21 protein-coding genes are annotated in these 23,732 nt (G+C 43.3%); 8 read left to right on the top strand and 13 right to left on the bottom strand.

Annotated features, from left to right (window positions below):
- Positions 1-202 precede the first annotated feature (202 nt).
- From ACYFDN_RS17700 to sigZ, 3 genes are all read right to left on the bottom strand, one after another.
- Positions 203-1,378, bottom strand: coding sequence for a MalY/PatB family protein (locus ACYFDN_RS17700; RefSeq protein ID WP_483512148.1), 1,176 nt, complete (start codon positions 1,376-1,378; stop codon positions 203-205).
- Between the two features lie 70 nt (positions 1,379-1,448).
- Entirely contained in the window at positions 1,449-2,939 is a 1,491-nt protein-coding gene (locus tag ACYFDN_RS17705; RefSeq protein WP_483512150.1) for a glutathione synthase, read from the bottom strand.
- Positions 2,940-3,011: 72 nt separating this feature from the next.
- Positions 3,012-3,551, bottom strand: a complete 540-nt coding sequence (gene sigZ / locus ACYFDN_RS17710) for an RNA polymerase sigma factor SigZ (protein ID WP_338624775.1) — start codon at positions 3,549-3,551, stop codon at positions 3,012-3,014.
- 201 nt (positions 3,552-3,752) lie between these two features.
- Here sigZ and ACYFDN_RS17715 point away from each other — a divergent pair, with 201 nt between their 5' ends.
- Positions 3,753-4,652 carry a carbohydrate kinase family protein gene (locus ACYFDN_RS17715; protein WP_483512151.1) on the top strand — a complete coding sequence of 300 codons (900 nt, stop codon included), beginning with the start codon at positions 3,753-3,755 and terminating at the stop codon, positions 4,650-4,652.
- Positions 4,653-4,736: 84 nt separating this feature from the next.
- Here the strand turns inward: ACYFDN_RS17715 and ACYFDN_RS17720 are convergent, their stop codons facing one another.
- From ACYFDN_RS17720 to lhgO, 5 genes are all read right to left on the bottom strand, one after another.
- Positions 4,737-5,711 (bottom strand): DUF4382 domain-containing protein, encoded by a 975-nt coding sequence (locus tag ACYFDN_RS17720; RefSeq protein WP_483512152.1) that lies wholly within the window; start codon positions 5,709-5,711, stop codon positions 4,737-4,739.
- Positions 5,712-5,920: 209 nt separating this feature from the next.
- Positions 5,921-6,880, bottom strand: coding sequence for a YbgA family protein (locus ACYFDN_RS17725; RefSeq protein ID WP_483512154.1), 960 nt, complete (start codon positions 6,878-6,880; stop codon positions 5,921-5,923).
- 73 nt (positions 6,881-6,953) lie between these two features.
- Complete coding sequence (locus ACYFDN_RS17730; protein WP_483512155.1) at positions 6,954-7,751, bottom strand: S1/P1 nuclease; 798 nt, start codon at positions 7,749-7,751, stop codon at positions 6,954-6,956.
- A 17-nt stretch (positions 7,752-7,768) separates the two neighbouring features.
- Complete coding sequence (locus ACYFDN_RS17735; RefSeq protein ID WP_016402672.1) at positions 7,769-8,242, bottom strand: peroxiredoxin; 474 nt, start codon at positions 8,240-8,242, stop codon at positions 7,769-7,771.
- A gap of 224 nt (positions 8,243-8,466) precedes the next feature.
- A complete protein-coding gene (gene lhgO, locus ACYFDN_RS17740; protein ID WP_483512156.1) occupies positions 8,467-9,672 on the bottom strand; it encodes an L-2-hydroxyglutarate oxidase in 1,206 nt (401 codons plus the stop codon).
- 154 nt (positions 9,673-9,826) lie between these two features.
- Between lhgO and ACYFDN_RS17745 the strand changes: the two genes are divergently transcribed.
- From ACYFDN_RS17745 to ACYFDN_RS17765, 5 genes are all read left to right on the top strand, one after another.
- Positions 9,827-10,585 carry a sulfite exporter TauE/SafE family protein gene (locus ACYFDN_RS17745; protein ID WP_483512157.1) on the top strand — a complete coding sequence of 253 codons (759 nt, stop codon included), beginning with the start codon at positions 9,827-9,829 and terminating at the stop codon, positions 10,583-10,585.
- A 31-nt stretch (positions 10,586-10,616) separates the two neighbouring features.
- Positions 10,617-11,156 carry a lipocalin family protein gene (locus tag ACYFDN_RS17750; protein WP_483512158.1) on the top strand — a complete coding sequence of 180 codons (540 nt, stop codon included), beginning with the start codon at positions 10,617-10,619 and terminating at the stop codon, positions 11,154-11,156.
- Positions 11,157-11,180: 24 nt separating this feature from the next.
- Positions 11,181-11,918: a ferredoxin--NADP reductase gene (locus ACYFDN_RS17755; protein WP_483512159.1), complete on the top strand. Its 738-nt coding sequence runs from the start codon at positions 11,181-11,183 to the stop codon at positions 11,916-11,918.
- Between the two features lie 242 nt (positions 11,919-12,160).
- The gene (xdp1, locus tag ACYFDN_RS17760; protein ID WP_483512161.1) at positions 12,161-12,901 is read left to right on the top strand and encodes an exosortase-dependent surface protein XDP1; all 741 of its coding nucleotides are present in this window, start codon (positions 12,161-12,163) and stop codon (positions 12,899-12,901) included.
- A 146-nt stretch (positions 12,902-13,047) separates the two neighbouring features.
- The gene (locus tag ACYFDN_RS17765) at positions 13,048-15,840 is read left to right on the top strand and encodes a tetratricopeptide repeat protein (protein ID WP_483512162.1); all 2,793 of its coding nucleotides are present in this window, start codon (positions 13,048-13,050) and stop codon (positions 15,838-15,840) included.
- A 54-nt stretch (positions 15,841-15,894) separates the two neighbouring features.
- Here the strand turns inward: ACYFDN_RS17765 and ettA are convergent, their stop codons facing one another.
- On the bottom strand, positions 15,895-17,559 hold the full coding sequence (gene ettA, locus ACYFDN_RS17770; RefSeq protein ID WP_472588898.1) for an energy-dependent translational throttle protein EttA: 1,665 nt from the start codon (positions 17,557-17,559) through the stop codon (positions 15,895-15,897).
- A gap of 273 nt (positions 17,560-17,832) precedes the next feature.
- Between ettA and ACYFDN_RS17775 the strand changes: the two genes are divergently transcribed.
- Positions 17,833-18,744: a L,D-transpeptidase family protein gene (locus ACYFDN_RS17775; protein ID WP_483512164.1), complete on the top strand. Its 912-nt coding sequence runs from the start codon at positions 17,833-17,835 to the stop codon at positions 18,742-18,744.
- A 46-nt stretch (positions 18,745-18,790) separates the two neighbouring features.
- Here the strand turns inward: ACYFDN_RS17775 and ACYFDN_RS17780 are convergent, their stop codons facing one another.
- Both ACYFDN_RS17780 and ACYFDN_RS17785 read right to left on the bottom strand, forming a co-directional pair.
- Positions 18,791-19,057, bottom strand: coding sequence for an Lpp/OprI family alanine-zipper lipoprotein (locus tag ACYFDN_RS17780; RefSeq protein WP_016402681.1), 267 nt, complete (start codon positions 19,055-19,057; stop codon positions 18,791-18,793).
- A gap of 248 nt (positions 19,058-19,305) precedes the next feature.
- Positions 19,306-20,301, bottom strand: coding sequence for a ChaN family lipoprotein (locus tag ACYFDN_RS17785; RefSeq protein ID WP_483512166.1), 996 nt, complete (start codon positions 20,299-20,301; stop codon positions 19,306-19,308).
- A 303-nt stretch (positions 20,302-20,604) separates the two neighbouring features.
- Here ACYFDN_RS17785 and glyA point away from each other — a divergent pair, with 303 nt between their 5' ends.
- Positions 20,605-21,858, top strand: a complete 1,254-nt coding sequence (gene glyA / locus ACYFDN_RS17790; RefSeq protein ID WP_016402684.1) for a serine hydroxymethyltransferase — start codon at positions 20,605-20,607, stop codon at positions 21,856-21,858.
- A 617-nt stretch (positions 21,859-22,475) separates the two neighbouring features.
- Here the strand turns inward: glyA and ACYFDN_RS17795 are convergent.
- Positions 22,476-22,808, bottom strand: coding sequence for a ribbon-helix-helix domain-containing protein (locus tag ACYFDN_RS17795; RefSeq protein ID WP_483512167.1), 333 nt, complete (start codon positions 22,806-22,808; stop codon positions 22,476-22,478).
- Positions 22,809-22,882: 74 nt separating this feature from the next.
- On the bottom strand, positions 22,883-23,443 hold the full coding sequence (locus ACYFDN_RS17800) for a DJ-1/PfpI family protein (protein ID WP_483512168.1): 561 nt from the start codon (positions 23,441-23,443) through the stop codon (positions 22,883-22,885).
- Positions 23,444-23,732 lie beyond the last annotated feature (289 nt).

The raw sequence follows: 23,732 nt of genomic DNA on the forward strand, positions 1-23,732 counted from the left end.
TTTATGTGAATAAAGCTACCACTAAGCTATTAATTAAAAAAGAAAATACTATTTAAACGCTCAGAGCTTTCCTCTCTAGCTGTTTGCCAGTTTGCCAGTTTGCCAGTTTGCCAGTTTGCCAGTTTGCCAGTTTGGCTATTTAGTCATCATAAAGGCAGAGCTTGGTAATTTTAATCGCCGGCCTCTGCCTTTATCTAAATGATTAGCGATATTGGCTAATTGATGTTTTGAGTTGCTGCAGTGACGCTTGGACTTTTTCTAACGGTGAGGCAAAGTTCATCCGATAATAATTTTCGTTTATTTCACCAAACCAGGTGCCGGGTGTTAGCGCGAGTTTAGCATGCTGGCTTAATAGCTCTTTTAATTGCTCTGGGGCTAAGTTTAAGCCGGAGAAATCAAACCATATTTGATTGGTACCTTCGGGTAGAAAGGCTTTAACTTGGGGGAGTTCCTTGGCCATAAATGCCATAATCCAGTTTCTTACTTCTTGGGTATAAGCCAAAAACTCTTCGAACCACTCTTTGCCATGCTGGTAGGCTGCAATGGTGGCATACAAACTAAATGCATTGCCGTGGTCTAGTGACATAGACACCGAGCTTGCTTTGATTTTTTCTCGTAAGGCTTGGTTATCACTATAGATATAGCCATTAGCAATGCTATTTAAGCCAAAGTTTTTAGCGGGGGAGCCAATAATGGTGAGGCTGTTGTCGTAGTTTAACGAGGCCATGCTGGTGAACCTTGCACCTTCAAACACGATGTCAGCATGAACTTCATCACTTATAATCATTACTTGGTACTTTTTGGCAATGGTAACTAACTGTTGCAACTCTTGTTTAGTCCACACTCTACCTACCGGATTATGAGGGTTACATAACAACACCATGCGCACTTTGCCGCTGCTTAGCTGTTGCTCAAAATCTTGGTAATCAAATAGGTAACGATCTCCCTCTAGCTTAAGCGGGCTAGTCACAGCTTTGCGTCCGGCAGATTCAATTAAACGGCGAAATTGGTGGTACACCGGAGTTTGAATTAATACGCCGTCGCCTTCTTGAGTAAAGTCGCGAATTAGCAATGCTATTGCGCTGAGTACCCCTGGAACTTGCACAAAATGATTAGGGTTTAGGTCAAGCTGGTGGCGCTGTTGATTCCAATGAGCAATCGCCTTAAATACGGTTTGTGAATCAAATTCGTAAGAGTATTGCTCACGGTTTACTAATTGCTGCATAGCTTGGCTAATTGGAGAGGCAATGGGGAAATCCATATCGGCTATCCAGTAAGGTGTCAGCTGGTCGCTGCCATAAATTTGCTTTAGCATTTTACTATCATGCTTAATGAATTTGTCGCTAATACCTTGGTGGCTCGGGGTGGTTTGAAACATTAAGTTTTCCATTGATTTAGGTTGATAGTGTTAGGACGCAGCCTTAACCAAAAAGACGCAAGTTTTTAGCTTATGCGTCACTTAATACCAAGGAATCTAAAATACCTTTACCGCTGTGGATCCCGCCTTCGTTCTCACTCGCGGGTTTACTACGAATAAGATAGCCAGCATATCCGTTTAGCGGTGTTGCTGGTTCTTCATCGTAATAAGCACTAAATAAGCCTATCTCGCTCACCAGATCGTCGACGTGGGTTTGAGTGCTATTACGCACTGCGATGGTGGGGACTTCGCGTTCGTGTGGATATAAGCGCTGCATTAAAGCCCAAGCGTCATACTCATGAGGGGCTAACTGTTCAAGTTTATTAGCTATTTCTTCACCAAAAACGCAATGTCCACCACCTTCTCCTTGGTTTTTTAGTACCCATTCTTGCTTATCTGCCTGCCTATTAAACCAGCCGATGGTTGCTTGGTTTATTGGCTTCATATCTGCCAAGACACTTTTGATTAGCTTGGCATCATCTAGGTTTAACCCCCAGCGGGCATAGTCTTCTGCTGGCATGGTTGTTAGGAGCATTTGCATGGTTTTACTGGTGGCGAGTTGCTGGCTAAACGTGGCGTTTACGGCTACTTTGTGTTGCTCGATAAATAGCCTAGTTTGGCTAAGGGTTTCGCAGCAAACTCTTTCGCTGCGTGTTGTTGAGTAGTAGTCAGCGTATTGGTAACCGGCTCTAAGATATACCACATCAATAGCGCCTACGTCCTTTAACAGTAGGCGTTGATTATCGCCGCTGGATAATTGGGTACTAAGTTGCTCGAAGGTGCGCCTTAGGGTGCGAATCCCTTGTTTCTGTAGAGCTAGTTCCAGAAGGTGTTGGTCGTACACATTGTCTTCATTTTCTTGTACCACCATTAAGAAGGTTGGTTTACTCGCTAAACCGTCTAAAGATGCTTGAGCACGTGATTCAAAGCTTGCTTTTATGCTGTTGGCTGCTTTAGCGATCGCAAGGGCGAGCTGCTCAATGGCTTGGTTTTCTGCCGGCGTGGCGTGCTTATTTTCTAGGTAGGTATGGTAAAGCTGAGGCCATTGATTTTGTATAAAAGCATGCAGCTCTGTTGCGCGTTGGCCAAACGGCGCCATGCCTGCAGCAATACCATTAAACTCGATAACTTTTGGACCATGTTGTCGGTCGTCCATAAAATCGGTACGCATTATTAGCAGCGGTTTTCTAGCAGGTGATAAGCGATGTGCTGCGTCACCATGGGCTTGGTGGTGCAGGGCTAACAAACGTTCAAAAAAGGGCTCCGCTTTTGCCATTTTAGCGAGCGACGACTGAAGAAAGTCGTGATCTTCTGACACATTGTTAATTAGCCTTGTAATAAGAGATGTGGCTCTACGTAGGCGTTCGAATACTTCATGCGGCATAGTTATTGGCGCAATACTAAACGGACAATGCCTGGCAGAGTTATCAGCTTGACGAAAAGCTACGCCATGCATAATGGCCCATTCACTTATTTCTTGGATCATTTGAGCTGAAATAATAGGGCGCGTTGTATTGGGCATGTATTCTCCAAAGTACTCGTGGGAACGAGCATTTATTTGTTTGTTAACCGCTTTGTTGCAGACAAACAGCATTTAACATTTACTTGATGAGCTTGTCTTTTTTGGGGAGTAGTCGGTGATGCCCTCTTGTCCTACTTCAAAGTCACAGCAAGCCATCATTTGTTCTCTAAACTTCACTCGGCTTCTTTGTACTCGGCTTTTAGCGCCAGAGAGCGATAAACCGAGCTGTTCGGCGATACTTTGTTGTGAGTAACCTTCTAACTCGGCTAAACGAAGCGGTGTGCCGTATTTTTCGGGCAGTTCATCGATGAGAGGGCGCAGGCACTCTGCTAACTCTTTACGGGCTAGACTACCGCTATCGTGATCTTCTGCGACCAAGTCTTCAGGCAATTCTTCATAGGGTTTCTGCTGGCGATAAAAATCCATAATAGTGTTATGGGCGATACGATATAACCAGCCTTTTAAGCTGCCCTTTGACTTAAGTTGATGCAAATTGCTACTGGCCTTGATGTAAACATCTTGCAAGATGTCATCGACAGCGTGGCTGTCATTTATCCGCTTGCTAACATAGCTTCTAAGCTGGGCTTTGTGGTTTTGCCATTCAGATATCATACAAACAGGGTCTCAAGGTTAAAAATCTTTGATTACTTTTAGTAAGACTAAGCAATTCACTAAAAGACGCAAAACTTTCTGATTTTTATTAAGCCTGCAGGCAACAAAAATTACTTGGGTCGCTCTATTGAGCATTTAAGCTTGTTGTTACTTATTGATGTGTTAGCGTTATTCATCACGCATATTCAATGAGTTAGCTTTATGACACGTATTTTGGTTGCGGGTTTAGTCAATATTGAGACCACCCTAAAAATTGAAGGCTTTCCTCAACACTACTACCCAGTGACTTACCCTTTTGACGGTATTCAAAGCAGTGTGTCTGGGGTGGCATTTAATGTGGCTAAAGCGCTTGCTACCCTGGGTGATGAGGTTGACTTATGCACGCTGCTGGCACCAGATATGGCAGGAAAACAAGTGCAACAAGCCATAGCTCAAATACCGAAAGTTAAACCTTGTATTGAGCTAACTATGCAAGATACACCACAGTCGGTTATTTTGTATGACCCAGAGGGTCGGCGGCAAATACATGTAGACCTGAAAGATATTCAGCAACGCAGATACTCGGAACAAGGCTTTAAGAAACAGCTTATACATAGCGACGCAGTTGTTGCTTGTAACATTAATTTTGCCCGGCCAATTCTAGAGCTGGCTAAGCAAGCTGGCAAACTAATTGCTACCGATGTACATACCCTAGGTAACATTGAAGACGAATATAACCAGCAATTTCTTGCCATGGCCGATGTGCTGTTTTTGAGTGACGAGCAAGTAAGTGGTGACTATCATCAGTTTATTTGGCAGTTGGTGGAGCGTTATCACAACTCGGTTATTGTGATGGGATTAGGCAGCAACGGTGCTTTGCTGTATACCCAACAGGCAAATTCCATTCAACATTTTCCCGCGACAACAACACGACCCGTGCTTAATACTATTGGTGCTGGAGATGCGTTATTTTCATGTTTTTTACATTACTACTTGTTAGAAAATAACCCAGAAAAAGCGCTCAGCCGGGCAATGGTGTTTGCGTCTTACAAAATTGGAGAAGCGGGCGCTGCTTCAGGCTTTTTAAGCCATCAGCAGCTAGAAGACTTGGTTTCTACCTAGCAGCTGAAAATTTAGTGAGGTTAAACTGTAAAAGTGTGATGCACTTACAAGCCTCGGTAAGCTTATAAGTGCATTTCTTGGGGATTAGATGTTTTCTACAAAGTTATATTCAGTTGTTTCGCCTGATACTACAGAGATAGTGGCCTGCTGCTCACTTGGGTCTGCAATCATTACAGCATCATAAATTTCTGGGTCATCATCTATCGCACTACAACTAAACGCCAGTAAATAGTCTGCAGCAGGTAAGTGAGCAAAACTGTAGGAGTATTCACCAGTTTCACTATCTAGTTGAACCATTTTCGAAGCGTAAGGCTGAACGACATTCGCGGGAACCTCGGTGTCTATTTCTGGATCAAACTCATCACCAAGTACAGACTCTTCAGCAATAGGGCTGGTGTAAAGGTAAATAACATTCCCTGTGTCAGCGACACATTCACCTGCAGAGAGAAGGTTTGGGTCTACAGTGCCCGAGACATTGCCAACCGTGGCATTGTCAATAATAGTTACGCCATGAGGTTTTAAGTTGTAGCTAGCGCCGCCAGCGGTGCTCACTAACGATTTTCTCAAGTTGAAGTCGATAGTATAGGCCTGAGTTCCCTCTGTAGTTACTGTAAAGCCACCTAAACGAAGTTTATTACTTGGCGTTTTTAACGGTAGTACGGCATTTGATTCTTCTACTACGTTGCAGTGTTGAGTATCACCATTTTGATTTTGCGGGCATTCGTAGGTGTTAATGATTAACTCGCTGTATTCGCCTACAGGTAACTCTGCATCGCTTAGCACTAACAGGCTGTCACCATTTTGGTAATCAAGTAAGTTGATGCTTATCGGATCGCCATTTTCATCTTCAATTGGTAATTCGATATCATCTTGGTCAGTACGCTGTAAGGTTAACGAAGCGTAGCTTACATTTACTTCTTGGGCGCTATCGACAGGTGCGTCTGCGATGGAAAAGGAGACCAATGCTGTAGTGGGTTGAGTGTCGGAGTCATCGCTACCACAGGCGGTAAGCCCAAGGGTTAACGAGGCAATAAGTGATAGCTTAAATATATTATTCATATTTTTCTCTTGTTAGCGTTTAGTCTAAATTTTGCGTCGTCTAGTTTTAATGTTTCGCCTTTGAGTATAGTTTTTTTGGCGAATGGCGCTAATTTAGCACAGTATTTGCTGGCAATGAGTAACAATATGTAAGTTGAGAATTTATTGATTGGGATAGTTAAAAAAGCCCAATCAGTAATGATTGGGCAAACAATTGCAGTTAGGAAATATTATAAACTGTAACGTAGCTTTAGCTCATTGGGGTGAGGGGCTAGGTAAGCTTGCTTCGCAACATAGTGGTTCGGATGCTCTCGCAAGTAGTGCTGAATAAGGCTAATTGGCACCAGTAAAGGCAATAAACCTTCGCGATATTCATGAATACGTTCGGCCAGTTCTTCACGTTGTTGGGCTGTGATTTCTCGCTTAAAGTAACCTTGCAAGTGTTGTAATACATTACAGTGGTTTTTGCGGCTGCAGTTATGTTTCAAAATTTCCATAAAACCTTTGATATAACTAGCGAAACCTTCTAGGTCTTGATTACTGCTAATGTTGGCTAATAAAGGGCCCAGTTCGCGGTATTTGGCAGGGTGGTGCGCCATCAATAAGTATTTATATTTAGCGTGAAAGTCCTGCACTTTAGCCACGGTAAAACCTTCGTGCTCTATGGTTTTCCATTGGTGATAAGCAAACACGCGATTAACAAAGTTTTCGCGCAGTACGGGGTCATTTAAACGGCCGTCTTCTTCTACTGGCAATAAAGGATAGGCTTTCATTAATTCGGCCGTAAATATACCAACACCGTCTTTGGTAGCGTTGTTTTTAGCCGGTGAATAAACGCTGACTCGTTCCATACCACAGCTAGGAGACTTTGCACATACAACGTAACCGCTATGATGGCTAAGCTGTGGTAAGCGGCGTTTAGCGTATTGTTGCATTTTTTCGGTAACATCAAAGCTGCCGTCACTGGCTTGAATGCTTATAACGTCTTCTTGCTGAACTAAACGAATGGTTTTTCTTGGGGTGCCCATGCCTATAGCCATTTCTGGGCAAGTGGGTTCAAAATCAAAATACTTGGCTAATTCGATGCGACAAAAGCGCGATTGTTTGTGTCCGCCATCGTAGCGCACTTCTTCACCTAATAAGCAGCTACTAATACCTACAGAAATTTTGTCGCTAGAAAATTTATTCATGCTGTCAGCTCCTTCACATTATATTGAGTATAACGTTGCTCAAACAATTAGGATCACTTAGAACATAGCATTTCTATAGCTTGTTATTAAATATATGATTTAGCTTGTCGGCTAAGCGTTTGCCGGCACGAACAATTTGTAGCTCTAAAGTGGGGCGATGTTGGTTTGCGTAGTTATCGGATAAGTTTTTATCGCCAAATTGATAAACAGCCGGTAATAGTTCACGGCTTTGATTTAGCCATTCTTCATAGTGAAAAAGCGGGTCGTTGCTAGGATATTGGCGCTGAAGTTGCTCGGCATATTTGCCCAAAGACAGCTTGTTACTATCAAGTAGTTGGCTATCCCACACCCGATGTAGATTTGAGCTTTTTCCATACCAACTAACTGAGACCTTATTACCGCCACGATCGTTTGCGTAACCCACATGCAAGGGTTGATGAATGTCACCGACAAAGTGAATATAAAACTTTAGGGCTTGTTGGCGCTCTAACTTACTTATATTCGGCTGCTTGAGCTGCTGTTCAAAATACTCCAGTTGGCTGAGTACATCTCCTTTGGGGTTTCGCTGGCTTTGCTCAAGTGACTGCCCTTTGGGAATATTAATGTAGTGCCAGGGGCCTGTGTGCTTCCAAGCTTTTTGTTTTCTCGCATAGTCTGCCCATGTTGCAAGTACTACCATACTCTTGCCATCAACTATTTTTTCGATGTGTTTTTGGCTTTGCGGGTCGAGTTGTTGCTGGGCAATATAAGCGATTAGTTGATGCCCTTTCATGCCAAAGGCGAAACAGCTTTGAGACAGTGAGAATAGGCAGATAAAAACAATACTAAATCGCACTGCCACTAGATGTTGAGCATTTAGACGACTTAGCATTGCTAGTTTATTGATGTTTATAGTTGACTAAGAACATGTTCGGCCTTGCTCACCTCAAAGGATTTAGGTGGTTCTACATTTAGCTGAGTAACCGTTAAGTTATCAATTATCATTGCGTAGCGCTGCGAACGTACCCCGCCAAAACTGGCGGTGTCCATATCTAAGCCTAGTGCTTTAGTAAAACTGGCATCGCCATCGCCCAACATCAGTATATTTTCTGCGTTTTGCGCTTCGCCCCATGCTTGCATAACAAAGGCATCATTTACTGATACACAGGCAATAAGATCTACGCCTTTGGCTTTTATTTCGTCAGCCAGTACCACGTATCCGGGGAGGTGGGCTTCAGAACAAGTGGGGGTAAACGCACCGGGTACTGCAAATAGAACCACTTTTTTGCCCGCAAACAGCTCATGGCTGGTGTGATTCTGCATACCTTGTTGATTAAGTTCGGCTAATGGGGTGTCTGGAATAACTTGCCCTAGTTCTATCATTTTGCACTTCCTAGTGAGTAGTAAAACCAAGCTATTGCTTGCTTAGACGTCTTAGCCTAGGAGGGAAAGGAGCTTAGTGCAAGTGGCGTAGCAAATAACAACTTCAAGCTTTGCACTAAGGTGTTTAAGCTCAGTTTGTTGATAAGAGATAGCCAAGCTTAATGCCGCTTAAACTAAAAAGAGCAGCCGATTGGCTACCCTTGTTAATAGCTAAGCTTAGTGACTTACTTCAATGGACTTAAATCTTGCTCTAGCTTATCGCAAATATACCTGCCAATTGGGAAAGCGGAAGTGGCCGCGGGTGAGGGCGCATTACATACGTGTAAGCTACGCGGGCTGCTTGCAAATAAAAAGTCGTGAACCAAGGTTCCATTTCTTAACACTGCTTGAGCCCGAATGCCGCTAGGATAAGGGCGAAGGTCATGAATGTTTAAGCTAGGGCAGTATTTTCTTACCCGCTGCAGATAACCTGATTTAAACATGGAGTCTTTGGTTTCGCTGAGACCGCTACGAAAATGCTGTTTAGCCACTTTCCAAAAACCCTTGAAACCGAGCATTTCTTTGGTGTCGGCAAGGTTAAAGGACCCCTTGTTGTAACCCTCTCTGGACCAACCTTGTACGGCGTTGGGGCCTACCGTCACGCTGCCATCTATCATCTTAGTAAGATGAACACCTAAAAATGGTAAATCAGGGTTAGGGATGGGGTAAATAAGGTGTTTAATTAGTTGGTTATGACGAGGTTGTAATTGATAGTATTCGCCTCGATAAGGAACAATTTGAAAGTCGATATCTAGCTTAAGCATGTTGCATAGGCGGTCGGCCATCAGCCCTCCGCAGGCAATAAGGTATTGGCTACTGATTTGACCATGCTGCGTATCAATCAATATCTTATCGGTTTGTTCGCTCAATCCTGTTACTTGGTGAGACAGCAAAATTTCGCCGCCCGCTTGTTGAAATAACTCGGCCAGTTTTTGGCAGATTTGAGGATAACTAACGATGCCGGTGTCTTTTACTTGCAAAGCACCTAAGCCAACGATGTTAGGTTCTATTTCCTGCAGTTGTTTGGCGTTAAGCGGTTTTACCTTAATGCCATTCTGCTCACAGCGTGTGGCGAGCGCCTGCATATCACTCAATTCTTGTTGATTAGTGGCCACGAGTAGCTTGCCGCATTGCAAGTAAGGAATGTCGTGCTGTTGGCAAAAGCTGATGGTGTCTAATAAACCCTGCTTACAGAATTCGGCTTTTAGGCTGCCTGGCTGATAGTAAACGCCAGCATGAATTACGCCGCTGTTATGGCCTGTTTGATGAAAGGCGAGTGAAGATTCTTTTTCTAGCAGCACTACTTTGACGCTAGGTTTTCGCTTAATCAGTTCTAAAGCGCTGGCAAGGCCTACGATGCCTCCCCCAATAATGCTGTAATCGTAGTTCACTGAACCATTCCTTTTACTACTTATATCCATATAACGTTAAGCTTAATTCTGGCATAGAAAAATTTCAGCTTAGACTAAAGATAAAAATCTGCTACTGAATAAAGCTTGCGTCAGTGATAAGGTCAAACTTACCAAAGGGCTAATGAGGCGCTAAATGGATTTCACAATTTATCATGGATTTTTGTTACTCACAGTAGGATTATTTGCCGGAGTTATCAATACCTTGGCGGGAGGGGGATCGAATCTAACACTTCCTGCGTTAATGGTAATGGGGATGCCAGCAGAGGTTGCAAATGCAACCAATAGGGTGGGTATATTTTTGCAGTGTTTAACTGGTGTATTGGGCTTCAAAAAACACGGTAAATTGGATACTGATGATGTCGCCCCTATTTTATGGCCAACCTTAGTGGGTGGTTTGGTTGGCGCAGTAGCGGCCTCTTATGCTCCTTCGTGGATCATTAAATATTTGTTGCTTGGCGCCATGCTGGCGATGGCTGCACTAATGCTAATTAAACCTAGTGTTGTTGCCCCCGAGGCAGGAACTGAAGCGCGTAAAATGAAAGATACTCCCTCGGCTAAATGGAGCTTGGCTATCGCCGGTTTTTACGGCGGCTTTGTACAAGCTGGGGTCGGGTTTATTTTGGTTGCCGCGTTGGCTGGGAGTTTGCGCTACGATTTAGTCAGGGCTAACGCGCTTAAATTAGTATGTACCATTGCTTTTACTAGTGTGGCCTTGGTGGTGTTTATTGCACGGGACCAAGTGTTATGGCTACCAGGGTTGGTATTAGCCATAGGTTACATTATTGGTGCACATTACGCGGTTAAATTTGCCATAAAAGCTGCCGCTAATACGCTTAAATGGTTTTTGTTTGTGATGACCTTAGTAGGCTGCGTAGCCGCATTGTGGTTTTAGATCTTATAGCGGCAATTTAAAGGAAGGTAGTATGCAAAAAGTGTTAATTATCATTGCTATGCTAGCATTGGGTGCTTGCAGTTCTAAGCCTGAAGGGATTGAACCTGTTCAGAATTTCAATTTAGATAAGTACTTAGGCGCTTGGTACGAAATCGCCCGCTTGGATCATTCATTTGAGCGCGGCATGAGTCACGTTACTGCAACTTATACCCTGCGTGATGACGGCAAGGTATCTGTTCTGAATAAAGGCTTTTCCGAGCAAGACCACCAATGGTTTGAAGCAGAAGGTGTGGCGCAGTTTGTTAGTGAGCCTGATGTTGCGCACTTGAAAGTGTCATTCTTTAGGCCATTTTACGGCGCTTACGTGGTGTTTGCTTTAGATGAAAAAGACTATCAATATGCTCTAGTTGCGGGGCCAAACCGAGACTATTTGTGGTTGTTAGCGAGAAGCCCCGAGCTATCTCACGCCATTCGTACCGATTTAGTACATCAAGCTAAAGAGCTTGGATTTGATACTAGCGAACTGATTTTTGTAGAGCACCACGGTGATGTGATAGCGTCAAAAGAGTGAAGGCGTTTTACAACAGGAGCAACTATGTGGACTGAAGGTAAAGTAATTCAACGTATTGATTGGAACGATGAACTGTTTTCTTTACGCATTAAAGCAGAGATAGATCCTTTTGTGGCGGGGCAGTTTATCAAGTTGTCTGAAATGCGAGATGACAAGCGTATTGCCCGTGCTTACTCGCTGGTTAACCCTCCTAACACCGACTATTTAGAAATATTGGCTATTAAGGTGGAAGATGGGCTGTTGTCACCCAATTTACACTTATTGCGAGCTGGCGATAGCATTGAAGTTTCAACTGCGGCAGCAGGGTTTATGGTACTAGACGAAGTCCCTCTCGCTAAGCACCTTTGGTTAATTGGTACGGGCACCGGAATAGGCCCATTTTTCTCAATGTTAGAAACTCCAGAGCCTTGGGAGCGATTCGAGAAAATTGTGCTGGTTTACGGTGTACGAAAAGCTAAGGACATTGCTTATCAAGAGCTGATTGATAAGTACTTAAATGAGCAAGCGGATAAATTTGTCTTTCAAGCCATGGTAACCAGAGAAGATTGCGTCGGCGCACTCAGGGCCAGGATCCCAGCTGCACTGGAAGCGGATCAACTAGAGGATGCAGTAGGGCTTAATCTTAATGCGCAAGACTCCCAGGTGATCATGTGTGGTAATCCGCAAATGATCACTGATGCTCAAAGCATACTTGAGAATAAAGGCTTAAAGAAAAACCTTCGACGAAAGCCAGGACAAGTGACGGTAGAACGCTATTGGTAGTGTGTTTTTTGAGCGTAAATGTTACTCTTTCGTATAGAAGTTTTGTCACTTATTTGATGTATTGATTAGTAATAAGCACAAAATCTCAGCAATTGTTGTCGGTATTTTTTACAATATGACAATAATAATTTAAATCTATTATTTAAGTTGCTGTATATAAAGAGTTATTTATATTGGCTTGCTTTTTGCTTTAATCTGCTCAGTGATATTAAAAATATACATACTGCTATTTTGGGGGCACTGTGTTTAAACAAATTTTATTAGTAGCAAGTTGCGCGGTTTCGTTGTCTGCTTTCGGCTCTACTCAGACTTGGGACTTCAGCACATTTACCGAAAGCGGAAGCGGTGATGGGAATACCTTCAGTGGTAACGGCCTTACTCTTTCAGGCTGGTCTAATACCGACGGCGGCGCTCAGAATATCGAAAGTGGCGAGCTAGATTACGCAAACGGTTATGGTTTAACCTTACAAAACCGTGATGAAGGTGGTGGCTCTCCAGACCATGCAATCGACAGCTACAACAATCGCGATTGGAAGAAAGATTATGACATGGTTTTACTTAGCTTCGATGAAGCAGTAAACCTTGCTGGTTTCTCGTTGGGCTGGGCTAAAGAGGGTCGTAACAGGGAGGCTGATGTAACTGTATTAGCATACTCTGGTAACGATACTCCTACTTTAGCTGGTAGTAACTGGGGAGACGTGGCAAGTGCTTGGTCAACTGAAGCTCAGGTCGACGATGCTAACTCATACGCATATCAATCAATCAGCTCTAGTGCTTCTTCTAAGTACTGGTTAATTGGTGCATACAACCCAATCTTTGGAGATATGGGTTTCTCAACCGCTAACGATGCATTTAAGTTGGCCGGTGTTAAAGCGAATAGCCCTCAAGTACCAGTTACCAGCGTGCCAGAGCCAGGCACAGTCTTAATGTTTGCTGCTGGTTTATTTGGCATCGCATTACGTAGCAGAAAGCGCCAAGTTTAAACCAATACTTCCTTTTCCTGTTTAATCAAAAATACGAAATACTCTGTATTTCGTATTTTTTTGTCTTTTTTTTACTACCTGTTCATTAGATACTGTTTAAGGCTTAATTGACTAGCCCTTGAAGCAACAAGGAATTAGCTTTGATAATGAACAAATCTTTAGTAGCTCTGTGTTTACTGTGCGTAACAAATCTTAGCTTTGCTGATCAGCAGGCTAACGAGTACGAACTCGCCGTTAAAGCCTTTCATAGTGGAGAAGAGAATGAAGCCTTCATCCATTTAAAAAATGCACTAAAAGCTAATCCTGAACACCTTTCCTCAAAGCTACTGCTCGCCAAAGTTTATTTTAACGCAAATAACTTAGGTTCTGCTGAGAAACAGTTAGAAGAGGCTTTAGCCTTAGGGGCCGACATTAACTTGGTGTTGCCATTGCTTGGCAATATTCTAATGTTGCAGGGGAAAACTAACGAACTGCTTGCGTTTGAAGAGCGAATTAATGAGTTCTCTAAGCCGAGTTTGTTTGAGTGGAAGTTATTGCGTGGTCGAATCTATTTGAAAAGTGCTCAACCAGAATTAGCACGTAATGAATTTGAGCAAGCTACTAAACTTATGCCGAATAAGCCAAGTGCGATGAATACCTTGGCAACCTTATATTTAAGGCAAAAAGAATACGTACTTGCAGAGCAGTGGATAGAGCGCTCATTACAAATAGCCAAAAATAATGAGAGAACATGGTTGTTGAAAGGGGATTTAGCAGCGAGTCAGAACAACTTAACCCTCGCCTTGGAACACTATCAAACTGCCTATCAACTTGATCCTCAAGACCCAAAAATCTTGCGAAGTTTAGTGATGACTCACCTTAAACTCAATCAGACTGAGCAAGCTAAACGCTATTTAAAGCAGATCCAAGAACAAACGCCCAATGATCCCACGGCGATATTGATCGGTGCGACTTTGTTTGCCGGTGAAGACAATACCGAAATGGCCGAGCGAGCCTTAGCGGATTTATCTCAAAAGGTCTCAGCTGCAGAAACTGAGGAGCTAACAGACGCAAACAGCTTGCTATTTATTCAGGGGGCGTCGGAATTTATTCTAGAAAACGATGAGAAAGCCCAGCAGTACTTAAGTCAGTACTTGCGTCAAAAGCCCAGTGATCTCGGGGCAACCCGAATGCTGTCTAAGCTCTACCTTCGTAATAATGAGTCCTACAAGCTGCAGTTACTTTTGCAAGATAACTTCGATTACATTATTCGCGATTTAGGCTTGTCGGTTCAACTAGTGTATTTGTACATTGACGCTGGTAGGCTACGTGCGGCTCAACAAGCTTTTGAGCAAATTAGAGCCTACCATAGCGATTCAAATTACATGGTGATTTTGGATGCTGAATTGGCTCGGGCAAGTGGTGAGTCCGAGCGGGCCTTAAGTCTGTTGGAAGAGCTTCCTTTTACCGAGGATAACGCGCCGATAAAGTGGTTACAGTTGAAAGGCGAATTAGCTTTAGAACTGAACAAGTTTGACCAAGCTAGCCCGGTAATTGAGAGTTTAATTGCCAGAAACATAAACAATGCTAATGCGCAAAATTTAATTGCTGCTTATTACATTAAAACTGAACAAGCAGAATTGGCACTGCGTTATCTTGATGAAGTGTTAGCAACCAACCCCAATAATGTAGGTGCTAGCTTTAACAAAGCAGTGGTCTTGAGAGCGCAGGGCAGCACTGAAGAAGCACTACAAATCTTAGACACCTTGTTAGCAGTAAACAAACAGCACACGCCAAGTCACCTTTTGGCTGCTCGCATTCACCTTGAGCAAAAAAACTATCTAGAAGCGACTGAACAGCTTGATAAAGTTTTGCTATACGAACAAGACAATCGCCAGGCGCGCGAGCTAAAACTTGATACGTATATGCAGACAGCACAATGGTCGAATGCCTTAGCCGAAGTTGAGAAGCTAAATCGAGAGTATATTTTGAATGAGCGTTACTTAAGTGCTTATGCTGAAATTCTTATTCGATTAGAGCGATACGAAGACGCAGACTACCCCTTAGGTTTATTGGACAGTATTTGGAAAGAGCAGCCAAATAAGTTAATAGGCTTAGCCAGAATGCAAGCCCAAGCCAAGCAGTTAGCAAATGCTAAGAGTTCTTTATTGAAGTCTCACCAGTTGGCGCCGGAAAATATGTCAACTTTGATCCTGTTAACTAAAGTAGAACTGGAACAAAATGACTTGGAAGCTGCGGAAAAGACGGTGGCGGATTTAGCCAACAAATTTGGTGAAAGTAGCCAGTTATTTCTCCTGCAAGGCGATATTCAAATGCGCAAAAGCCAGAAGGAACAAGCGCAGCAAAAATACAGTAAAGCTGTAGAGTTGAATGCGTTTAATCGAGAGGCGGTAGTGCGTTTGTATCAACTGGCTAAACAAGGCATTGCCGATGATGCTTTTCATCAACAAATGGAAGGTTTAATTACTACTGCTGCAGAGTTGGCTTGGCATAAACGTATTTTGGCTGATAGCTATTTGCACCATAAGCAGCTTGTTAAAGCTCAACAACACTATGAAGACTTACTCGCCTTGCCAGCATTAAAGCAAGATCCGGGTATTTTGAATAATTTAGCAAATATTTACTCTGGCCAAGACTTAGATAAAGCTTATCAAACCGTTGCACAGGTAGTAGAGCAGGGTGCTAAAAACGCCGCTATTTTGGACACTATTGGGTGGATTGAAGTACAGCGTGGCAATGTTGACCAGGGTTTAGTTTACTTACGAGAAGCCTACACAATGAACGCATCAGATGCCGCGATTCGCTATCACTTGGCATTCGCTCTTAGTAAGTTGGGGCGCAAGGCCGAGGCTAAAGCGGAAGCAGAAGCAGCTGTGGAATTAGATCAGCAATTCTCTGAGTATGAAGACGCTAAAGCATTACTGGAGAGCTTAGGCTAATCTCCTTGGAGGAATAAAAAAGGCCACGTAAGTGGCCTTTTTTGTTACTCATACTTAGCTAATACGTTTGTATTTTATGCGGTGAGGCTGAGCGGCTTCTTCACCAATGGTTTCTTTTAACCAAGCTTCGTACTCGGTAAAGTTGCCTGCGTGGAAGTTAACTTGTCCTTCGTCGCGGTAATCTAGAATGTGAGTGGCGATACGGTCTAAGAACCAACGGTCATGCGAGATAACCATGGCACAGCCAGCGAATTCTAAGAGTGCGTTTTCTAGCGCTCGTAGTGTTTCAACATCTAAGTCGTTGGTTGGTTCATCTAGTAGCAGCACGTTGCCACCAGTTTGAAGTAACTTAGCCAAATGCAAACGGCCACGTTCACCACCCGATAGCTCTCCAACACGTTTTTGTTGGTCACCACCTCTAAAGTTGAATCGACCAACATAAGCGCGACTTGGTACTTCGATATTACCAATTTTTAGAATATCGGAACCGCCAGACACTTCTTGCCATACGGTGGCTTTATCATCCATCGCATCACGGAACTGATCCACGCTAGCTATTTGAACGCTTTCGCCAACTTCTACGGTACCTGAGTCTGCTTTCTCTGCTCCGGTAATCATCTTAAATAGAGTCGATTTACCCGCGCCGTTAGGACCAATAATACCTACAATCGCTCCCTTAGGAATGCTAAATGACAGGTCATTAATTAGTACTCGTCCATCATAAGCCTTGCTTAAGTTGTTAACATCAATAACCTTATCACCTAGGCGCTGCGCAGCTGGAATGAATAGCTCGTTGGTTTCATTTCGGCTTTGGAAACTTTGAGTATTAAGCTCTTCAAAGCGAGCCATACGAGATTTACTTTTACTCTGACGGCCTTTCGCATTTGAACGAACCCATTCCAGCTCTTTCTGAATCGATTTCATTCGAGCTTTTTCTTGAGAGGCTTCTTGGTTCAAGCGGTCTTCTTTTTGCTCTAGCCAAGAAGAGTAGTTACCTTCCCATGGAATACCTTCACCGCGGTCTAATTCTAAAATCCAGCCTGCTACGTTATCGAGGAAGTATCGGTCGTGGGTTACCGCCACAACAGTGCCTTCATAGTCATGTAAAAATCGCTCCAACCAAGCTACAGATTCTGCATCTAAGTGGTTGGTAGGTTCATCAAGTAGCAGCATGTCTGGTTTTTCAAGCAATAAGCGACACAGCGCTACGCGGCGACGTTCACCCCCAGAAAGCTTCTCAATTTTTTGGTCCCACTCTGGTAGGCGCAAGGCATCGGCTGCGCGCTCTAGTTGATTCTCTAAACTATGTGCATCATGAGTGGCTAAAATCGCTTCTAGTTCACCTTGCTCTTTAGCTAAGGCGTCAAAGTCTGCATCGGGTTCTGCGTATTCGGCATAAACTTGGTCTAAGCGAGTTTGGGCATTTTTTACCACTGCTACTGCTTCTTCAACCACTTCGCGAACCGTTTTGTCCAAGTCCATTTGAGGTTCTTGAGCAAGGTAACCAATTTTGGTTCCTGGGTTAGCACGAGCTTCACCCTCAATATCGGTATCAATACCCGCCATAATGCGTAGTAGGGTAGACTTACCAGAGCCGTTTAAACCGAGTACGCCAATTTTAGCGCCGGGGAAAAAGCTTAAAGAAATATTTTTAAGAATATGTTTTTTAGGGGGAACGATTTTACCAACGCGGTTCATCGTATAAATAAATTGGGCCATTTGCCGTTCCTTTAAGGGTCTATACTCGAATTTTTGTGTCGCTAAAGCATACACCCAAATTCGCTAATTTTATCTTTCGCTATGATACTGGCTTCGTAGATGGAAGCTAGCCTTGTAAGCCACTTTATGCGGCGGTTTTTTGATGTTGCATAGTGAAGCAGCATAAAGCGGTACTATCTGCTTGTTTTTAACAGAGATAGCCAGCAGGGCTTGTCGAATTTCTAAAGTAATAGTGGTATGTTGGAATCATCACAATTTGACACTGCAGATTAAATGAAACAGATTTTATTGGCCTGTGTTGCCCTATGTATGGCATTTTCAGTTTCAGCCTTAACTTACGATTTACCCGAAGATGGGAGTCGCCTGCTGGGCGGAAACCAATGGCACAGAGTGCAAAAAGGCGAAACTATTGCACTTATCGCCGAGCGTTATGGTGTAGGTTTTTTAGCGGTAATGGCGGCGAACAAAGGGGTAGACCCTTTCTTACCAGAAGAAGGTACCGAGCTTCTTATTCCCACTCAAATTTTGCTGCCCGATGTGGAGCGCAAAGGGGTGGTGGTAAATCTTGCGGAATTGCGTTTGTACTACTTCCGACCAAATAGCACCGAAGTAGATGTGTTACCCATTGGCATTGGCCGAATTGGCCGCGAAACGCCAGAGATGAGCACTTACATTAGTCAAAAACGTGAGCAACCTACTTGGACACCTACTCAAAATATTCGTAATGAATATGCGGCCAAGGGAATTATTTTGCCACCGGTTGTACAGGCAGGGCCAGAAAATCCACTGGGTGAATATGCCCTGCGTTTGGCTTACGGTAATGGTGAGTATTTAATTCATGGCACCAATAAAGAGTTTGGTGTTGGCCTGCGTGTTAGCTCTGGTTGTATACGTTTGTTTCCCGACGATATCGAATACCTGTTTTCGCAGGTTAATCTGAAAACGCCGGTGAGGATCATTAATCAATCGATTAAACATTCGCTTGAACCTAGTGGTGAGTACTTATTAGAAGTGCACCAGCCGCTTAATCGCTCTGAAGAAGAAGTGACCCAAGCAACTACCTTACAATTGAGTCGTGATGATATTAAGTTTATTACGCAAGCAGGAGTTGACTCGTCGGTGGTGAATCAAGCGCTGAAAAACCAGCAAGGCATTGCTTTGTCGGTAGGAGAAAATCGAGGATAAAAAAAAGGTGATGCTTAGCATCACCTTTTTTTACATCGCTTTAAACTTACTTAGTGTAAGAAGATGCGATGTTGTCGATACGTTCGTTAGCGCGCATCGCTTCAGCTTTAGCTTGGTCAGCACTCATTTGAGCTGACTTAATGTCGCCACTCAAAGAGCTTTGCTCTGCACGAAGAGCTGCAACTTCGTTTGATAGTGCATCAACTTTGTCGCTTAGAGATTGTACGTTGTTTTCTAAAGCGGTAGTGTTTGAAGAACAACCCGCTAGTAAAATGGTAGAAGCAATAGCGCCTGCAACTAAAAACTTATTCATGGTAAGTCCGTCCTTTATATTCAATTCTAACGATTGTTAGCAATCGTTGATTCGTTTAAGCAAAGCTATTCACTGCAATTGAGTGAGCCGCTGGTATGATTATGGCTCAATATGAGCAAGCTGCAAGCGTTTGTTAGTAAAACCAAAAAAAAATAAGGCGAATACAGTTATTTAAGTTGATTTGTTAACATTTATTTAACAAAGGGCGTCGCCGCCTAGAGACATTTTAAATAACAGCTAGCTAATTGTTAGTTAGCGCTTTTACACTGCTTACTAGATTGTTTCTTAATATGCTTAAATTCTGCTTGCTGATTGGCTTTGTTTTGATAACGCACAGGCAGGCTTTTTACCACAATTAAGTAGTCACCCAATGCTTGTTTTTGTTGCTCGCTTAATTTAATAAACTCACTGTGGTTTATCGCCACTAAAGAACTAACTTTTTTACCTTCAAGACGTTGTTCTACTCTTGAGTAGGTGCCTTGTCGTTGTTCAATATGAAAGTTGCCCACCGTGTGCATCACCTGTTGAGTAGTTTGAGACTGCAGTTGCAGAGCGATAGATTCTGCCATTGTTTCGTCCCAAGCTAACATGGCAAAAAAGTGATTTTTGCTTTGTTCGCTATCGCCATGGTGGGCGTTGCCAAACAGTCGCTGTTGGTAGGCCGGATCGTTGGTTGTAAAGTCTTGGGCAAGTTTGCTGCGTTCAGATTCTTCTAAGCCCTCTAAATAACCTAAGCCTTGCTGACCAATACAGCGAACATGCTCGCGGGGCGCATTGGCTGCTACAACCGTAAGTTGTTTATCTTTGGCAAATTCAACTAGCGGCCGGTAATCAGAGCGGTAGTTATCCCAGGCTTTGGTTTGATTGATAAGCCATTCTTCACCTATTTCGTTGGCTAGGTAGCTATCTAATATAGCTTGTTGGCTGCGATTAAATTGCTCCATCGATAAACTAATTTGGTTTTGTTGCTGATATAGGGCTTCCAATAAACGCAGCTGTGCTAAGTGGATAGCGGGATGACTGTGGTATTCGCCAAACAGTATCACCTGAGAATCAGCCAGTTGCTTGGCAAGTGATTGGGTGTTTTCAACAATTTGTTGGTCGTTTGGGTTGTACAGTGCGTAGTCATAGTAAGTCTGCAATTGAATATCTGCAGATGGCGTTGCTTGCTCTTTAGGCGGAGTAGCGCTGCAAGCCAATAGAAAGAAAAGTGACAAAATGAGGCCTGAGAGGCGAAGTGACATAATATAAACTCTAATTGTAGATGATAATCATTATCATCTTAACCTTTGTTGGGCTGAGATGTAATGCTTAAATTAACGTGAATTTATTTCATAAAGATCAAAGCAGCTAGTGAGAAAATTGCAAATTTAATAGGCTAAACGCACACTACAGCTTCCAAGGCAGCTAGCGTTTTATTGTTACATTTGTTCATTTGAATAGCGTTAATGGTAAAAAATTTTGCTGTGATCTGAAAAGGACTCAGGTTAGAATGCGCCTTCGAAAAATCACCCACCAACATGTAACAAAAGAGTCAGGAGATACTGATGTTAAAGCGTGATATGAATATCGCCGATTACGATGCCGAATTATGGCAAGCCATTACTAAAGAAGAAGTTCGTCAAGAAGAGCACATTGAGCTGATTGCTTCTGAGAACTATGCCAGCCCACGAGTAATGGAAGCGCAAGGCTCTTACCTTACTAATAAGTACGCCGAAGGATACCCAGGTAAGCGTTACTATGGTGGTTGTGAGTATGTAGATAAAGCAGAAGTACTAGCCATTGAGCGCGCCAAGCAACTATTTGGTGCCGACTACGCAAACGTGCAACCACATGCTGGTTCACAAGCTAACTCAGCTGTATTTATGGCTTTGCTTAAAGCAGGTGACACAGTGCTAGGCATGAGCTTAGCTCATGGCGGTCACTTAACTCACGGTGCAAGCGTAAGCTTCTCGGGTAAGATCTACAACGCCGTTCAGTACGGGATTAACCCAGAAACTGGCGAGTTAGACTATGCAGAAGTTGAGCGTTTAGCCAAAGAACACAAACCTAAAATGATTATTGCTGGTTTCTCAGCCTACTCAGGTGTGGTTGATTGGCAGCGTTTCCGCGATATCGCAGACGAAGTAGGTGCTTACCTGTTCGTAGATATGGCGCACATTGCTGGTTTAGTGGCAGCTGGCTTGTATCCAAACCCAGTGCCAGTTGCAGATGTAGTAACAACTACTACTCACAAAACACTAGCTGGCCCACGTGGTGGTTTGATTTTGGCGCGTGCCAACGAAGAAGTAGAGAAGAAGCTTAACTCTGCAGTATTCCCAGGTGGTCAAGGCGGTCCTTTGATGCATGTTATTGCTGCAAAAGCGGTAGCGTTCAAAGAAGCGATGGAGCCAGAGTTCAAGCAATACCAGCAAAACGTATTAGATAATGCCAAAGCTATGGTAGCTGTACTGCAAGAGCGCGGTTACAAGATTGTGTCTAACGGTACAGAAAACCACTTGTTCTTGGTTGATCTCATCGACAAAGACATTACTGGTAAAGATGCCGATGCGGCACTAGGTCGTGCAAACATCACAGTAAATAAAAACTCGGTTCCAAACGATCCGCGTTCTCCATTCGTAACCAGTGGTTTACGTATTGGTACTCCAGCAATTACTCGTCGTGGCTTAGATGTAGCAGCTTCTAAAGAGTTAGCTGGTTGGATTTGTGATGTATTAGATAATTTACAAGACGAAGCGGTAATTGAGCGCGTTAAAGGCCAAGTGTTAGAACTTTGCCAGCGCTTCCCGGTCTACGCTTAAGTAAGCATGTAAACGTCAGGGATTGACGAGATAAAAGAAAGGAGGCTTTATGCCTCCTTTTTTGTATTTTTTTGTTAGGGTCTGTTGATTTTTGCTGATGGTTTTTACAGCAATTTATTAGCCATTTAGGCAAGGCAGTGAGTGTGCAGTTAAGTGGGCTTAATAATCACTCGCTAACGCTGAATAAATGGCTAAGAAATGGTGCCCGAAGGGTTCGGATAAGCGAACTTTACTCTTTGTTGAGCACTTCTTGCTTAGCCCACTAGGCTTCTAAGTGCTCGCCGCGATTAAAGCCCGCTTATCTCGAACAAAACTTCAACACCAAAGATCAACAGACCCTAGTTTAACTACGGATTATTAAGACTAAATGTGAATAGGAACACAAACCAAGGAGGGATAGGCTGGGTTTTAGCCTGAGAATTAGACAGTTGGTACTGAAATTGCTCAGTTTTTAAGACCTAATTGATAAGTCAAATTACCAGCGCTAAAGGGTAATTGCAAAAGAGAGAGAATCACCATGGACATGAATCCTGTGGCTAGTGCAAAACGATTAATGATTATGCAGTTTGTAATTTGGGGCAGCTTTATGTTGTTCATCATTTCTTAATGTTGGCACATTAAAGATATCCGTTGGCAATGGAATTGCCTGATTCCGCTTGTTTAAGCGAAGGATTAGTGAGTGTTAAGCGCTTGCCTTGATTAAGGTGAGTAGTACAGGCCACTCTAAGTAAAGAAGTAAAATTACCTACCTTTTCTTCTCGCTGTAATACCTCATGGTAAATTTGTGTTAAAAAGCCCGCCAAACTAAGGTTAGCCTCATCGGCTATTTGCTCCAGTAGCTGCCAAAATATTGCTTCCAAACGAATACTGGTTACTACGCCATCTAAACGCACCGACCGAGACTTCAATTCAAACAATTCCGCTTCGGCGCCAGAATAAATTTCACACATTGGCAATCCCACCATGATCAAACCGAAGTCTAATCATGGTATACAAAATCAACTTTTGCCGTTTCAATTTAGTATTAAGCCAATAGCTTATTGAATTGCGCTAGCCATTGCGGGTGAGCAGGCCAAGCTGGTGCGGTGACCAAGTTCCCATCGGTAAGGGCTTGGTCAACGGCAATATCTGCATAGTCGCCGCCAGCGGCTGTGACTTCAGGCGCACAAGCTGGGTAGGCAGAAATGTGTCTGCCAGAGGCAATACCTGCCGCCGTTAATAGCTGTGCTCCATGGCATATTGCCGCTATCGGCTGTTGTTTAGCGGCAAAGGCTTGAATTATGTCTAATACCTTAGCATTTAAGCGTAAGTATTCCGGGGCACGCCCGCCGGGTAATAATAGCGCATCAAATCCCTCGGTATCGATGTCAGCAAAATTGCCGTTGAGGGTGAAGTTGTGCCCCGGTTTTTCGGTATAGGTTTGATCGCCTTCAAAGTCATGGATGGCGGTTTTAATTTGTTCGCCAATGCGTTTCTCTGGACAGGTTACGATAACTTCGTGACCTACCATTTGCAGTGCTTGAAATGGCACCATTAACTCATAATCTTCAACAAAATCACCTGCAATAATCAGTATCTTCGCCATGACGCTTTCCTTAACAAGTTATTTACATTTCTAGTGCAGCCTAACTTGAGCGGTAAGCTAAGCGGTAGTAATTGGTTACTACGCAAACGCTATTTGCTTATATATCAAGCTTAACTTTAAGCTAATCAGACTCTTAACAAGCTAAGGGCTAAACAGTAAGTATTTGGCTCAGTGATTAAACTGAGAGCTAATTCTCATTTTTTCTTCCTTTACTAAGTTGGCGCCATTCTATTTAAACAAAGCCTTACCTAAATAAAGGAATTGTGGGCATTTTCGATAGTTACGCTTT

Source organism: Agarivorans sp. D1326 (assembly GCF_056958115.1).

What these genes read in the sequence shown, in the direction of transcription:
- ACYFDN_RS17765 (WP_483512162.1), top strand. Translation starts at nt 13,048, where the DNA reads ATGAACAAATCTTTAGTAGCTCTGTGTTTACTGTGCGTAACAAATCTT.
- ettA (WP_472588898.1), bottom strand. Translation starts at nt 17,559, where the DNA reads ATGGCCCAATTTATTTATACGATGAACCGCGTTGGTAAAATCGTTCCC.
- ACYFDN_RS17700 (WP_483512148.1), bottom strand. Translation starts at nt 1,378, where the DNA reads ATGTTTCAAACCACCCCGAGCCACCAAGGTATTAGCGACAAATTCATT.
- ACYFDN_RS17705 (WP_483512150.1), bottom strand. Translation starts at nt 2,939, where the DNA reads ATGCCCAATACAACGCGCCCTATTATTTCAGCTCAAATGATCCAAGAA.
- ACYFDN_RS17715 (WP_483512151.1), top strand. Translation starts at nt 3,753, where the DNA reads ATGACACGTATTTTGGTTGCGGGTTTAGTCAATATTGAGACCACCCTA.
- ACYFDN_RS17780 (WP_016402681.1), bottom strand. Translation starts at nt 19,057, where the DNA reads ATGAATAAGTTTTTAGTTGCAGGCGCTATTGCTTCTACCATTTTACTA.
- ACYFDN_RS17745 (WP_483512157.1), top strand. Translation starts at nt 9,827, where the DNA reads ATGGATTTCACAATTTATCATGGATTTTTGTTACTCACAGTAGGATTA.
- ACYFDN_RS17755 (WP_483512159.1), top strand. Translation starts at nt 11,181, where the DNA reads ATGTGGACTGAAGGTAAAGTAATTCAACGTATTGATTGGAACGATGAA.
- ACYFDN_RS17730 (WP_483512155.1), bottom strand. Translation starts at nt 7,751, where the DNA reads ATGCTAAGTCGTCTAAATGCTCAACATCTAGTGGCAGTGCGATTTAGT.
- ACYFDN_RS17725 (WP_483512154.1), bottom strand. Translation starts at nt 6,880, where the DNA reads ATGAATAAATTTTCTAGCGACAAAATTTCTGTAGGTATTAGTAGCTGC.
- ACYFDN_RS17750 (WP_483512158.1), top strand. Translation starts at nt 10,617, where the DNA reads ATGCAAAAAGTGTTAATTATCATTGCTATGCTAGCATTGGGTGCTTGC.
- glyA (WP_016402684.1), top strand. Translation starts at nt 20,605, where the DNA reads ATGTTAAAGCGTGATATGAATATCGCCGATTACGATGCCGAATTATGG.
- sigZ (WP_338624775.1), bottom strand. Translation starts at nt 3,551, where the DNA reads ATGATATCTGAATGGCAAAACCACAAAGCCCAGCTTAGAAGCTATGTT.
- ACYFDN_RS17720 (WP_483512152.1), bottom strand. Translation starts at nt 5,711, where the DNA reads ATGAATAATATATTTAAGCTATCACTTATTGCCTCGTTAACCCTTGGG.
- ACYFDN_RS17800 (WP_483512168.1), bottom strand. Translation starts at nt 23,443, where the DNA reads ATGGCGAAGATACTGATTATTGCAGGTGATTTTGTTGAAGATTATGAG.
- ACYFDN_RS17775 (WP_483512164.1), top strand. Translation starts at nt 17,833, where the DNA reads ATGAAACAGATTTTATTGGCCTGTGTTGCCCTATGTATGGCATTTTCA.
- ACYFDN_RS17795 (WP_483512167.1), bottom strand. Translation starts at nt 22,808, where the DNA reads ATGTGTGAAATTTATTCTGGCGCCGAAGCGGAATTGTTTGAATTGAAG.
- ACYFDN_RS17735 (WP_016402672.1), bottom strand. Translation starts at nt 8,242, where the DNA reads ATGATAGAACTAGGGCAAGTTATTCCAGACACCCCATTAGCCGAACTT.
- ACYFDN_RS17785 (WP_483512166.1), bottom strand. Translation starts at nt 20,301, where the DNA reads ATGTCACTTCGCCTCTCAGGCCTCATTTTGTCACTTTTCTTTCTATTG.